10 protein-coding genes are annotated in these 14,370 nt (G+C 45.8%); 5 read left to right on the top strand and 5 right to left on the bottom strand.

Translation table 11 applies throughout. The features are described from left to right. The first annotated feature begins 73 nt into the window (after positions 1–73). On the top strand, positions 74–1,774 hold the full coding sequence (locus H9J30_RS03640; RefSeq protein ID WP_240129710.1) for a methyl-accepting chemotaxis protein: 1,701 nt from the start codon (positions 74–76) through the stop codon (positions 1,772–1,774). A gap of 128 nt (positions 1,775–1,902) precedes the next feature. On the opposite strand, the gene H9J30_RS03635 is transcribed toward H9J30_RS03640, so the two are convergent. Next, positions 1,903–3,489, bottom strand: coding sequence for a DEAD/DEAH box helicase (locus H9J30_RS03635; RefSeq protein ID WP_240129709.1), 1,587 nt, complete (start codon positions 3,487–3,489; stop codon positions 1,903–1,905). A gap of 407 nt (positions 3,490–3,896) precedes the next feature. Here H9J30_RS03635 and H9J30_RS03630 point away from each other — a divergent pair, with 407 nt between their 5' ends. Continuing rightward, positions 3,897–4,946: a DUF3626 domain-containing protein gene (locus H9J30_RS03630; RefSeq protein ID WP_240129708.1), complete on the top strand. Its 1,050-nt coding sequence runs from the start codon at positions 3,897–3,899 to the stop codon at positions 4,944–4,946. Positions 4,947–5,029: 83 nt separating this feature from the next. Here H9J30_RS03630 and H9J30_RS03625 read toward each other — a convergent pair whose 3' ends face one another. Then, the gene (locus H9J30_RS03625; RefSeq protein ID WP_240129707.1) at positions 5,030–5,548 is read right to left on the bottom strand and encodes a type II secretion system protein; all 519 of its coding nucleotides are present in this window, start codon (positions 5,546–5,548) and stop codon (positions 5,030–5,032) included. Positions 5,549–5,938: 390 nt separating this feature from the next. Between H9J30_RS03625 and cydD the strand changes: the two genes are divergently transcribed. From cydD to cyaB, 3 genes are read left to right on the top strand one after another with little or no spacing between them, the layout of a single operon-like run. Further along, positions 5,939–7,879 (top strand): heme ABC transporter permease/ATP-binding protein CydD, encoded by a 1,941-nt coding sequence (gene cydD / locus H9J30_RS03620; protein ID WP_240129706.1) that lies wholly within the window; start codon positions 5,939–5,941, stop codon positions 7,877–7,879. Then, positions 7,876–9,627: a heme ABC transporter ATP-binding protein/permease CydC gene (gene cydC / locus H9J30_RS03615; protein WP_240129705.1), complete on the top strand. Its 1,752-nt coding sequence runs from the start codon at positions 7,876–7,878 to the stop codon at positions 9,625–9,627. Before cydD ends, cydC begins: the two co-directional genes overlap by 4 nt. 29 nt (positions 9,628–9,656) lie before the next feature. Continuing rightward, on the top strand, positions 9,657–10,241 hold the full coding sequence (cyaB, locus tag H9J30_RS03610) for a class IV adenylate cyclase (protein ID WP_240130068.1): 585 nt from the start codon (positions 9,657–9,659) through the stop codon (positions 10,239–10,241). Positions 10,242–10,307: 66 nt separating this feature from the next. Here cyaB and H9J30_RS03605 read toward each other — a convergent pair whose 3' ends face one another. From H9J30_RS03605 to H9J30_RS03595, 3 genes are all read right to left on the bottom strand, one after another. Continuing rightward, on the bottom strand, positions 10,308–10,487 hold the full coding sequence (locus H9J30_RS03605; protein WP_023268461.1) for a helix-turn-helix domain-containing protein: 180 nt from the start codon (positions 10,485–10,487) through the stop codon (positions 10,308–10,310). A gap of 88 nt (positions 10,488–10,575) precedes the next feature. Continuing rightward, on the bottom strand, positions 10,576–11,316 hold the full coding sequence (locus H9J30_RS03600) for a DUF599 domain-containing protein (RefSeq protein ID WP_240129704.1): 741 nt from the start codon (positions 11,314–11,316) through the stop codon (positions 10,576–10,578). A gap of 658 nt (positions 11,317–11,974) precedes the next feature. Beyond that, positions 11,975–13,828, bottom strand: a complete 1,854-nt coding sequence (locus tag H9J30_RS03595; RefSeq protein WP_240129703.1) for an ATP-dependent nuclease — start codon at positions 13,826–13,828, stop codon at positions 11,975–11,977. Positions 13,829–14,370 lie beyond the last annotated feature (542 nt).

The raw sequence follows: 14,370 nt of genomic DNA, 5'->3' as shown, positions 1-14,370 counted from the left end.
TGCGGCAAAGCTAAAAACTCCATCTATGCTATATAGAGACAAATAAGACATTGGCTGCTGGAGTGACATCCCTATGCTTAGCTTCTTAAAAGATTTACAGATCAAATATAAGATGGGCAGCTTGATAGCCATCATGCTGTTTCTGATCCTGTTATTAGCCGGATTTAGCTTGCTGAAAATGAAGCGGGTTGCCGATGAAATTCATGCAATCGCGGTTGAAAACCTACCGTTAGTTAAATTATCAAATGAAGTTACCATCTTGCAGCTTCAAAGTTCGATAAGCCTTGAGAAGGCTTTTAGGGCTTCAGAGATCCCCGTTTTGGCGCAGGAGCGATTAATTGACGGTTTTATTGGTGAAATTCTTCAACATAAAGAGCGGATTAATAATGAGCTAATGTCGACCCAGGCTCTGCTTAACAACGCGCTAAAACACCCTCAACCACCAGAGTTACGGGACAAAACTCAGCAGCTTAGTCAAGAAATCGCCAACATTATTCGAGTTTATCGCGACTATGACGCAAAGCTTGCCACTGTGGTAGAAGCGATACAACAACACATTAATCCTACGGCATTAGTGCAGCAGGTTAATGAACTTGAGCAAATCCAGACCGAATTTAATACTCAGCTAAGTCAATTTGCACTGCGTTTAGAGCAAATGACCGAAACGGCAGTATCTATCACTGAGGATGAAGAGTTGCACGCCATTTATGGTTTAGTGGTGATTTCTGCTATCGCATTGATTTTGGGATTAGTTATAGGAATTGCCTTTAGCCAGTACATAGTGCGTTCAATCATGCGCTTACGTAACGCTGCAGCCATGATGGAATCGGGAGATTTTAGCCGAGAATTAAAAGTTGAATCGAAAGATGAACTTGGTGAACTGACCGTCAGTATGAATCAAATGGCCCTAACCCTCAGTAAAACGGTAGGGCAAGTCATTGGTCGCAGTGAAGAAATCGCTTCTATGGTCACAGAGCTTAACGCTGTTGCGGAAAATAACCGTAAAGCGATACTTAGCCAGCAGGAAGATACAGATCAAGTTGCCGCATCTATGACGCAAATGGCGGCAACGATTACAGAAGTCGCTAGCAGTGCCGAGAGTGCATCTTACTCCTCTGGACAAGCGGAAAACCGAGTGAAAGAAAGTTGTGCCGTTGTGGAAGCAAGTGAGAAAATTACTCAGCAATTGGTTGTTAGCGCTCAGCAGTCCAGTCAGCTTATTCAGCAGTTACAGGCAAGTACCGGTAAAATCTTAAACTTTGTGTCTGTAGTTGATGCAATAGCAGGGCAGACAAATTTGCTCGCCTTAAATGCCTCCATTGAGGCGGCAAGGGCGGGAGAGCAAGGGCGAGGATTTGCCGTGGTTGCTGATGAGGTTCGTGCATTGGCAACTCGCAGCCAAACAGCCACCCAGGAGATCAGCGAGCTTATTCAAACCTTAGTGCTTGATGCTAAGTCAGCTGTGGATTCATTTGGTAAAAATGAATTACAAATCAAGGATTCATCTCTATTAGTCAATCAAATCAAACAAAACTTGTTCGAAATTTCGGATGCGTTAACTCAGTTATCACAGGCTAATGCGCAAGTCGCAACGGCGAGCGAAGAGCAGTCTGTCACGGCTGAGGATATTAGTGAAAGGATCAATACCATACGGGATTCTGGCGAGTCGGTGCTTAATAGCGCCTTTGAAACGGCAAAAGCCAGTGAGTCACTCTCTTTGCAGGCCAATTCATTACGTGAAGCGATGCTGCAATTTAAGGTGCGCACAGTCTAGGGATTTAGCACTATCGCTATCAATTTGTTTAGCAAAATAAAAATGCCCAGCACTTAGGCTCTGGGCATTTTTATTTTGCATTTTAGGATAACTGACCGATGCTTAACGGCGACTGTGAATTAACGCGACTATGACTTAACGCGATTCGGGCGGTTATCTGCGCGATCTGAGTGCTGTTTCGGCTCATTCGAAGCGAGTTTTGCGCTTTGGGGATGGCGGCCTTTGGGGGGCACTTGGCGGCGTCCATCTTGGTTTGTTTTTTGGCTTCGCTCAGCATGGCTACGTTGCTGTGCACCTGAATGCGGTTTCGCTTCACTGTTAGCTGTGCCACCATCGCGCTGAGGATGTTTCCCCTTTGGTTTAGGCGAGCGCGCAAGTGCTGCATCAGTATTATTGTGCTCACTGCTTTTGCGAGATGGCGTGCTGTTCTGCCTCTGGTTGTTTTCTCGATTGCCTTGCGTATCACGGCCAGAACCAGACCGTGGTGCAGGTTTTCCTGCGCTGCGGTGCTTACGATGATTTGCCACGGCTTTTACTTTGATATCTTTGCCTTGGGGACTGAGTGTTGTCTCTGGCAACGCATGTACAGGGCTAAAACCTGCAACTTCTTGCCGCTCGAGCACGCGGTTAATTAATCGCTCAATATCTTTAAGCAGTTTAATTTCTTCGCTGCTGACTAAGGAAACGGCTTGGCCTGTGGCGCCTGCACGCCCGGTGCGGCCAATCCGATGCACATAATCTTCAGGCACGTTAGGTAAATCGAAGTTTACGACCTGCGGTAATTGATCGATATCTAAACCGCGAGCGGCAATATCGGTCGCAACCAATACGCGAACTTCACCGCTCTTAAAGTCGGCGAGGGCTTTAGTGCGGGCACCTTGGCTTTTATTACCATGGATTGCTGCAGCACTGATCTCGGCTTGGATAAGACTCTTAGCGAGCCGATTCGCGCCATGTTTGGTGCGTGAAAACACTAACACTTGCTGCCAATTTTCCTGCTTGATGAGTTGGATCAGTAGGGCAGATTTTTGCGTTTTATCAACGGGGCAAATCCATTGCTTAACCGTGGTCGCGGCGGCATTGCGCGGCGTGACGGAAATCTCAACCGGATGGTTAACTAATCCCTTTGCAAGCTCACGGATCTCATCGGAGAAGGTGGCAGAAAACATCAGGTTTTGTCGCTTTGCGGGCAAGAGTGCAAGGATCTTTTTGATATCGCGGATAAAGCCCATATCTAACATACGGTCCGCTTCGTCGAGCACTAAGATTTCGAGTTGATTAAACTTCACCGCATTTTGCTGCACAAGATCTAATAGTCGCCCTGGTGTGGCAACTAACACATCAACACCATGGCGTAATTTACTGATTTGCGGGTTGATAGGCACGCCACCAAAGACCACCGCGGAACGCAGCGGTAGATATTTACCATAGGTCTCAACACTTTCACCGACTTGCGCGGCCAGCTCCCTCGTAGGCGTTAAGACTAAGGCGCGGGTTTGTCCTGACTTGGCTTTTTGGCCTTTAGCGAGCAATTCCAGTAATGGCAGGGTAAAACCTGCAGTTTTTCCTGTCCCAGTTTGGGCCGCTGCCATGACGTCTTTGCCCGTTAGCACTGCTGGAATAGCCTGAGCTTGGATTGGAGATGGTGTGTCATAGCCCTGTTCGGAAACGGCTTTTTGGAGTGGAGTGGATAAACCTAAGGCGGAAAAACTCATTAATGGATCTCTTGTGGCAACATCGCATCGTTGCTTTGGTATAGCCTGATCGGCGGGCGTGCAGCTTACAGTAACAGGGGCCTCAGTGCTACGACTGAAAGCATTTTGTTGTACAAAGGCTTAAAAAGCCTATGTCGCTGTGGCTAATTTATCGACCTATCAGTATCTTGTTCAGTATTTGGCGAAAGATCACGCTTATGTTAATTTGATTGCTTCTAAGTAATTTCACTTGGAGTAAAATTAACAAGTTTCCTCAATAGGTTGCTAAAGTGTTGGCCAGACATGCGCCTAAACGGAATAAGTGAAGACATCGCGTGATGTTTTCCCGTTTGTAGGTTGAATTCTGCACCATTGAATTCTTAGGCTGGTTCTTCTTGGGAATATTAACGCCTCATGACAGGTGGATTATGACAGCAATACAGCATATTGAACGCCTAGCTCGTGGGCGAAGTGAGCAGGCCGTGGCTGTGATTAAAAACGTGCAGCAGATGTCGAATATCCCCATGCAGGAGATGCAGTTAGCACTCAGGCAATTATTTCAGTGTGGCCGTGTAGCGCTGCATTTTCATCCCGATAGAATCGACAGCAGAGGCCTAACGGTGGCCGAAGGGTTGCTGCGTGATGGCCAATACCGTAGTCAATTTGAGACCCACATTTCCAATGGCCAGTTATCACCTGAGCTAGGTGGACCAAGGGATCATTGGGAAAATCAGCTATTTGGCGATGTGTATAAAGGAACCAAATCCCGTCCTAAGTATGGCGCCTTAGATTTAGGTATGTGGCAGGATGGCCCAGCTCCCCGCTTTGGTAGTTGTTATCTGCTCACCCACTCACAATTGCTTACGCGTACGACCTTTACTTACCTTGATTCGTACCGCAATCCCAAGGAAAGGGGCACATTATCCTGTTTTGATGATGTGTTAGCAGCACTGCTTACCGAGAGTTTTGAACGTCACTATGCTTTAGGTAAGGCAGAATTTAAGCCATTAAATGTGATCCATTATTTGGCGCATCAACTTAATTCGTCATTGCTTACCCGCTTTGAACGCCCGATGTCGGCCAATCTTGATCATTATATCGAAGCGCAAATCCACGGTGACGTTTCACTCGATGAAGATATTGCTATGCTGGTGGCCGATCCGAGCTTTAAAGGGACTGAAATCGGTGCGACCTTAAGTAAACTCTGCGATCGCTACGATATTGAGCTGCAATATCATAATGGTTTTTGCTTACATACGGCACAGATCCCCAGTGATTTCCGTGGACCCACCATGCCCTCGCTGGCCGAGCGTATTGCGATTGACGACAGTGTCGATGCCTATGCCATTGGGGTTGCTGCACGGGATTTATATCATTCACCCCAGCATTGGCGGGATCGAGGTAATCGTGCTCAAGTGGCCCATGAACTCAAGCTACTTTGGCATGTGTTGGTAAAGTATGGTGGGCTCCAGCCTTAGGCTTTGAGAGCCGATTTTTAAATCGTGCAGTTTGATAAACAGGCTGATGTTTTGAGCTTTATGCAAAACATCAGCCTTTCTTTTTAGCAGCCTGTGTCAACCTTTGTATAGGTAGGTATGCCAGCCGTTTCCCATTTATAGTCGATATAACAGTTGGTTGCAGCAACTTCGGCTTGAGTTGGGGTCGCAAGATTTAACTTTTGCTTTGGGGTTGCTATAACTTGATAGGTGCCGTTGGATGTATAAATACGGTAGGACCAATCATTAACGTTTAAGCCTGCGGCCTTAAATATTTCAGGGGGTGTTGTGTAGCCCGCACTGGGTGCTGTACCGCTACTGCTTGCAGCCCATGGCTGGTAATTCTCGCCCCGAATACCATCAAAAACCACACGATTTGCGGTGCCCGTATTGGCAACTTCTGATTTTGCCTTGAATAAGGTGACGGCAGATTTCATTGAGGCCAAGGCGCCTGATAACTGACTTTTATAGGCATCTGATTGTAAATTAATAAATTTGGGGGCAGCAATGACAGCTAAAATCCCTAAAATAATAATTACCACTACAAGTTCAATTAAGGTAAAACCCGCATTTTTATTTGTCATTAGTATCTAACTCCTTGAAAAATAATTCTATGCTATCTAAATCAACGCACAATGGCTAGGGCGGTTATGTTCTGGGTTAACTAAGGGGGAAGGTCCTGTAACGATCCGAATATTGATTGTCAGCGTATAAGTTACAAGACAGGCTTACCGTTAAGCGGCACTCAGTGCTAGCAGTATTTATTGGCGAGCTAAATCAGAATTTATTGATCAGCATCGCATTTTTGTGAATCTTTTGGCAAAAGATACGTCCAAGGTTTCATCTGCTTGGGATGCCTGCGATACTGCGTCCCTATCGAACCTTTTCGTTTGTTGCAAGTCTTTCATATAGGATTTGTTTGCGTTAAGCCTATTTCTACAATCTACTGCTTTGCTGGTTTTTGTTGGAGCACCATGGATAAGTCGTTAGAAAAGTCCCTTCTCGTTTGGCTCAAGTCTCAAAAAAAGGCCTGTGGCTGGTTTCTTAAACTCTCGGTATGGTGTGGAATATTAAGTGCTATTGCATTGATCGTGCAGGCTTATTTAATTGCCACTCTTCTCGATGGTGTGATTATTGGTAATGGATTGCTCGGATCCGGCGCCAATAGCCCTCAGTCGACTATTGGCGCAAGTGATTATCTGCCACATCTTATGGCCCTGATAGGCCTAATGTTACTGCGTGCTGGGCTTGCCTATGCCCGTGAGCGCGCCAGCTTTGAAGCGGGGCGGCGTTTGCGCCAACATATTCGCAGTGCAGTAATGGATAAGCTGACTCGCCTCGGCCCTGCGTTTATTAAAGGCAAACCCGCTGGCAGTTGGGCAAGTATAGTGTTAGAGCAAGTTGAAGATTTACAAGACTTTTATGCTCGCTATCTTCCGCAAATGACGTTGGCGGGCGTGATCCCATTACTGATTTTGCTCGCTGTTTTTCCTATCAACTGGGCGGCGGGATTAATTTTACTGTTAACTGCCCCGTTAATTCCGCTGTTTATGATTTTAGTGGGTATGGGCGCCGCTGATGCCAATCGCAAAAACTTCAATGCCTTAGCTCGATTAAGCGGCCATTTTATGGACAGATTAAAAGGGCTTGCGACCTTAAAGCTATTCAATCGAGGCGATGCAGAGCTGAAGGTGATCGAAAAGGCATCGGAGGAGTTTCGTAGCCGAACCATGTCGGTGCTGCGGATGGCCTTTTTAAGTTCGGCGGTGCTGGAGTTTTTTGCCGCAGTATCGATTGCCGTATTAGCGGTTTACTTTGGTTTTAGTTACTTAGGTCACCTCGATTTTGGCTACTATGGCACGCACGCCCATATAGGGCCCAATGCCAATGAAGGATTACCCTTTAGCCTGTTTGTCGGTTTGTTTATCCTCATTTTAGCGCCGGAGTTTTATCAGCCGTTAAGGGATATGGGCACTCACTACCACGCAAAAGCGCAGGCGATTGGCGCCGCGCAGGCCTTGATGACGCTGCTTGAGCATCCCGAACCTCAGCCAACAGAGTCAGTTGCGAGCGATACTAGGCTCGATAAGATTGAAAGCCTGATAGCTGAAGAACTTGAGGTCTTTAGCGTCGATGGCACCCGCTTATTAGGACCCATCAGTTTTGAGTTGAAACAGGAAGAGCATTTAGCCTTAGTCGGCCCAAGTGGCGCAGGTAAAACCAGTTTACTCAACGCGCTTTTAGGATTTTTACCCTATCAAGGCAAGTTACTCATTAATGGTGTTGAACTCTCAAGCATCGATCTTGCCCATTGGCGGCGCCAGTTAGCGTGGCTTGGACAGGAGCCACAGTTATTCCATGGCACAGTGCGGGAAAACGTGGCCCTAGCCAATCCTAATATCACAGATGAGCAAGTGTGGCACTTGCTAGAGCAAGCCAATATCCATGAATTTGTGCGCACGCAACCCCTTGGTTTAGCGACACCAATTGGTGAACAGTCATCGACCTTATCGGTCGGGCAGGCACAACGTATTGCACTGGCGCGGGCATTAGCGCAGGCGTCGCAGGTGTTTATCCTTGATGAACCCTCTGCGAGTTTAGACAGTGTTAGTGAACAGCTCCTCACACTCACCTTGAACCGTGCGATGGCGGGCAAGATGTGCATTATGGTGACCCACAGATTAGATCAGCTCGATCGCATGCAGTCGATCTTAGTCTTGGATAAGGGGTTGATTGTCCAGCGAGGTGATTTTGCGAGCCTTTCTGTGCAGGCAGGATTATTCCAAACCATGTTGCATGAAAATATCGAATCGGTGGCAGATATTGAGTTAGCCGCTGTTGAGCCGCAGAGCCGTGTTGATACCCAGATTGACTTAATAGCAACATCCAATTCAACCGAAGGAGCGGCGCAATGAAAGTGTTAATTCCTTTTATTAGACTGTTCTCGCACCAATGGGTGATGATGGCCGTGGGGTTAATCCTCACGCTCACCACGCTTATGGCGGGGATTGGGCTGTTGTCGCTTTCCGGCTGGTTTTTATCGGCTACGGCAGTGGCCGGTTTGACTCTTGTTAGCGCCCAAGTCTTCAACTTTTTTACGCCAGCGGGGGGCGTGCGATTTTTATCTATTGCCCGTACAGCCAGTCGTTACGGTGAGCGCCTAGCAACCCATGAGGCGACCTTTAAATTATTAACTGAACTACGGGTGTGGGCATGGCGAAAACTCTTTCCTTTAAGTGCTAAAAATCTGCAAGGGCTGCGCCGCGCCGATATGTTAAACCGCCTTGTGGCGGATATTGATACGCTCGATCATTTGTATTTAAGGCTGCTCACACCGATGGCGGCATCTTTACTGATGACAGGGCTTTTGTATCTCTTTCTCGCTTGGTTTGATGCCAAACTCGCCTTAAGTTTGTGTCTATTTTTGATCCTTGTTTGGTTGTTATTACCACTGCTGTTTTATCGTCTCGGGCATCAACCTAGCCGCAATATGCTGGAGACCAAACGCCAATATCGGGTGCAGTTACTCGATATATTACAAGGCCAAGCGGAGCTGAGTTTATTTGGTGCCAATGCTAGATATAGGCAAAAACTTGATGACGCCGAGCAAGCGTTATTTGCCAGCCAAACGGCGATGGCGAATATTACCGCCTTAAGCCAAGCGATGTTGATTATTGCAACGGGCTCCGCGCTTATCATGATGTTGTTTTTAGCCGCCAATGGCGTTGGGGACGCCGTGCCTCCCGGCCCGATGTTCGCTTTGATGGTATTTGCCACTATGGCCTGCGTCGAAATGATGATGCCGATTGCCGGCGCCTTTCAACATTTGTCTGGTTGTGTGCTGGCGGCGACGCGTATTAACGAAATTACTGAGCAACAAAGTGATATTCGTTTTAGTGCAGATACCGATCTTAAGGCCACCTCTGGCGGACTGCTGATCCACGATATTTACTTTGGCTATCACGAAAACCAGCGTGTGCTGCAGGGCTTATCCCTCGAGATAAAACCGGGGCAGAAGGTGGCTTTATTAGGTGCAACAGGCTGTGGTAAATCCAGTTTATTGTCCTTAATTACCCGAGAGTGGCAGGCGCAAAGCGGTCAGATTTACCTCGATGGTCATCAACTGAGTGACTATAGCGAGGCCGCCTTAAGATCGGCGATGACAGTAGTGAGCCAGCGGATTTATCTGTATGCAGGCACGTTGCGGGAGAACCTCGCCATTGCCTTACCTGTGCAAGTAGGGCAAAAGCGCACCGCTAATGACGAGCGTTTTATCGACGTCTTACAGCAAGTTGGCTTAGGCGATTTACTCAAGGGGGATAAACCCTTAGATATGTGGATTGGTGAGGGCGGACGGCAATTATCGGGCGGCGAGCAGCGCCGTATCGGGGTGGCGAGAGCACTGCTGAGGGATGCGCCATTATTATTGTTAGATGAACCCACCGAAGGCTTAGATAAGCGTACCGAGCGTGAAATCTTAAGCTTATTATTTGAATTTTCTAAAGATAAAACCCTACTCATGATTAGCCACCGCTTAACGGCGATGGCCAAGATGGATCAAATCCACCTTATGGCTGAGGGTAAAATCGTTGCTTCAGGTAATCATCAAAGCCTGCTCAAGGAGTGCGCTGCGTATCAGGCACTCTATCGCAGGCTAGGTTGATAGGTCTTGTTATCAGAGTGAATAATGTGATGAATAACCTAATGCCCGCAGCGCTTGCGCCGCAAATTAACGCCCATTTTAACGGTAAGTTTGAGGTGGAGCTTAAGTATCGGCTCGCAGATCGTGAGGCCTTTTGGGCACGCCTAAGCGCCAAATCCCCCGAGGTGATGCTTGAGGATAACCTTGAGCATGACTGCTATTTTGATTCGCCCTCGGCGTCGTTAGCGGCGCAGCATAAAAGCCTGTGCATTCGTGAGATGCAGCCTTCAGGGATCCGGCTTTGGATCGTCAAAGGCCCCGAGAAGGATCGCTGTGAAGCGGTCAATATCACGGATGCCAATAAAGCCAAAAGTATGCTCCGTACTTTAGGTTATCAATGTGTGCTTGAGATTAAAAAGCGGCGCAGCGTGTATTTTTTAGGGCAATTTCACTTAACCTTAGACAGGCTTGAAGGATTGGGTGACTTTGCTGAACTGGCGATAATGACCGATGATGAGGCCATGCTGCCGGTGTATGAGGCACAGCTCGTCGCTTTAGCGGCGGAACTTGGCCTCAATGAGTCGCAGCGGGAGTTTTTATCCTACAAGCAATTACAGCAGGCTTTGCAACAATAATCGCTCTGAGGGGGATGCATCCCAAGTCCATTTGGGGATGAATCATGAAAACCTGTTTATGATGGCTTATTTTCCTAAGCGCTGAGAAAAGGCTAAATAACGTTTAACCTCTTCTTCGGGGAATCGTAATTCTTCACCGTCTTTCACGCTGCTAAGCAGATTTTCCCGCGCATAGCGTTTAATAGTCGCCGGGCTCTTATCCAGCAACTTGCACACTTCATCCACTGTTAACAGATTATCACTCATGGCTCACTCCAATTGTTGATTGGTCATAAACCCAATGAGTATAGAACAAGAATTAGACTGCGCTTTATTGGCGCAGTCATAGGCTAAATCACGACGACTTGGATTGGCGCTGGGGTTCTCGCGCTTGGTACTCTGTGCCTAAATGCCCCTTAGCTGCGGTAATGGCCAAGACTGCGCGGGATTTAAATTCGCGGCGATAGAGCGTGACCACCACAAATAAACTCGCCAAAATAAACAGTATCGGGTGCACAAACCAACAGAGTACGGCCATCGAAAAGTAGTAAGCCCGCAGGCCATAATTATAGGAGTGGGCGGCTTGGTCTTGCACCGTCGCCATTTGTCTTGCGTAGGCTTTGAGGTTGTCATTGGCGCCTTCGCTATCCATTGGGCCCGCGCCTATCATCACGTTTACAAAGCCATATTGGCGCATCGACCAGGTAAATTGAAAAAATGCCATCACAAAAATGACCACCAATAATGCTAATTTAACTTGTACCAATGAATGATTTGGTGGCGTCGCATAGGGAATAGTGGCGATTACGGCTTCGAGGCGTTCGACCTGTGCAAATAAGGTTAATACCCCCGCGAGCACGAACAGCGTAGTCGAGGCAAAAAAGGCAATATTACGCTCAAGGTTCGCTAATAACGCCGCATCGCCGACGCGCACGCCTCGGGTCATCAACTCAAGCATCCAGTAGATCCTGTGCTTATGCAAACCTCGGGCAATACAGTCAGTGTCCTTCGCTTTGCGCCGAGCAAAGGCGGTATAGCCAGCCCAAGAAACGATAAACCACGTCAATGCAGAAATATCCAATAGCGAAAATGTCATAGCAACCTTGAGAAAGTGACCTTGGGAACGTGAAAAATTGATTGAATGGCGATTATGAAGGTTTTTATCTTCTAGGCGCAATCCCCTCATATCGCTTTCAAATCTCGGCTATTCACATTTTGAAGCCGCTCACATTGGGTTTGAAACCGCTTGCTTGGTGAGACTCAATTTTGAGGAAATTCATTTCAGGTAAGTGGTTAGAAAATGAGTTAAGGTCATACCTCGGAGCGGGGTATTTGGGGATTAAGTGTTCTTAATGCTATTGCTTTAGATGCTTGGCTCTGACCGTAGATGTTCCATCTTTAGATGGCGGCCTTTGGGCCGAGGTGAATCAACGTCGTGGGGCTTCACCCCACACCTGACCAAAAGGGGAAAAACGCCTGTTCCCCTTTTGGAAATCCCCCGGCGTCCCTAGCGAAGTTACATGCATTGATTAGTGGCTTCGTACTTATGCGAAAATCGCTAACGCTTCCGATGGTACATCCCCTTGATGTTAAACAGAGAGTCCGAAAGCTAACTCGGCATCCATGCCTCGCTCACGCGATTTTCTTCAACGCCCTTCAGCAACTTCGCAGGGGAAGGTGAACTGCTGTTGCTATTGTGTGAACTATTAATCCCAAAAGAGTTATGTCTGTCCTATTTCTGTCAATTTTTCTGTTTATAATTTGAGCGCTTTAATTATTAAATTAATTACAGGAGTAAATGCACTTACAAGACCAAACTTTTCAAGTTCATCGTCAGTCATTCTTCCGATATGCAGACTTACACGGCGCTTACCGTCATGCGTAAAAGAGTAATCCACAATGAATTTCTGGTAATCTGTTAAATCAGTTTTGTAAGTTAATGGGCTAATTTCATGGTTAAATAGCTCTTTACGTTTACAGTCTGTAAATTTTTGCTCTTCGTCAGCAATAAATTCAATCCAAGATTGTTGAAAAGCATACTGCCAAATGGACTCTGGGTATAAATGCTCCAATTCAACCTTCCAAATATATCCTTTTTTAATCAATATCTTGGGTATATCAGATGGAGGATAAGTCGCAGCCTGCACCATTGAAGTTTGTCCGGCAAAGAAATCAGTAAAATTCCTCGTTGCACTTTTCCCTGCTTCATCATCATCTAATAATAGGAGTCCCTGAATTTTTTCTTTTGCATGCTTTTGCAACAAGTGGAAAGCTTTTGCTCTATCACTTGCAGAATTTGCAGAATTGTTATCTTCATCAGAAGTATCTATGTAAACGTCGTTATTTTTTCCAAAATATTCAAGCATACGATTTATTACGGCCTTATCACTAAGTCCTTCAAGGAATATCCGAGGCTTAGATGAAAGAGACAATTGGGAAGATAAGGAATCAACAGTAGCCTTATATTTTGCTTCTTGCTCTGTCCATATTTTCCGCTTTTCTTCGATTAACGGAGTTACTAAATTTAAGAAACCTATGTTACCGTGCAGCTCATCTTCACTACATGAACGAATTTTGGTATCGACACCCTGCTTATCAACATAATAGCTGACGCTCTTAATACCACTGGGTAATGCATCTTTAAAAGACAAAGAATATATAGCTGGGGAATGCGTAGTGATAAATATTTGGGTATATTTTTTAACAGCATTTATTAGTTGGTTATTCAGTTCAAAACAAGTAGAAAATTCAACGTTATTTTCAGGTTCTTCGAATCCCCAAATTTGAGGCCTGATCGCTACTCTGGTACCTATACTCTGCTGCTTTAATGCAATAAATGAAAGCATCATTGGTATGTGTCGTATTTTTATCCCATCACCTCGACGCGATAGAGGAATATTGTCCGCATTAAACTCTAATGCACCAAAGATATTTCTTAAGTTTTGGGGTAACCTTACCTCATTGTTACTATTGGCAAAAGTACTGTCGATTTCCCCCATTAACTCACTTATGTGCTCATTAATTTCCGCCTCAAAACTCTTCGCTGAAGTGTGCAATCCTTGTTCCGAAGCTGCAGCTAACACATCATACAATTGGCCTTGGAGATCCCTGAAAAAATTCGCGTCTTTTATTGCTGGGATATAAATATAATTTATACACTTAAGCAAATATGGAATTTTACTTCTTGCAGGGAAATCGGATTTGCTAATAATTCTTCCATCTTTTAACTCGCAAAGCTTTTGCTCTTCAGCGTGAAAACCCTCAGCTCGCCATACTTTACTCCAATACACGGTATCTGGACTGTTGGGTTTGCGGTAGCTTTGGGGCAACTTTAAAACTAACTCAACTTTGACTTCTTTTGCTTTTCGTTTATGCACGATTGCATTGATGTTGAAATCAGACTCAAAATTGTAGTTTGTGTCTGAATCAGTTTTGCCATTGAAGAATAAATTCAGAGCTCTCAGCAAATTTGACTTACCAGCATCATTCCGCCCAACAAGAGTTGTAATCTCTTCTGACGAAATAGTTTCTTTTCGAATAGAGCGAAAATTGGTTATGGTTATTTGTCGAATCATAGTTTTAGACGTCGAAGTAATTTTTTCAAACATTCTATGGTATGCACCTAATTTGTCTATGTTTTTTAATTTTAAGCATTGATTTTTAAGACAAATGAATATGGAATATACATTTTTACTAAATAACAGAAAACTTCAAAACTAAAGGAGTACGCCATACCCCTCGGAGTTGCCGAAGGGCATTGGTGTTCGTTGCGTGGGCGAGGCATGGATGCCGAGGCAGCGTCAGTCGAATCAGGGACGAGCGTCTGACGCGATAGCATAAGAACAGCGAATGCCCGAGGGGTTTTCAACTCCGAAGGGGCGTCTTGGAGCATCCAAGGAGGATAGGACGAGCAGTCCTCCTTGGTCGGGTGTGGGGTGAAGCCCCACGACTTTGATTTTTTATTGATGAACTCAAATGGAAAATGCGAAGACTCCCATAATGCTCATATATCTAAAACTATTCCTAAAATGATAAAAAGTAATTGATTAATATGATTATTTATAGATTTATATTTAGCTGTAAGCATTCATTACCCAATAAAAAAGCCAGACAGAGTCTGGCTTTTCGTTAATAACTAAGGCTTAGATTT

This window comes from Shewanella cutis, assembly GCF_022410515.1.
Lineage (GTDB): Bacteria > Pseudomonadota > Gammaproteobacteria > Enterobacterales > Shewanellaceae > Shewanella > Shewanella cutis.
This window is presented reverse-complemented; position numbering and strand designations above follow the sequence as displayed.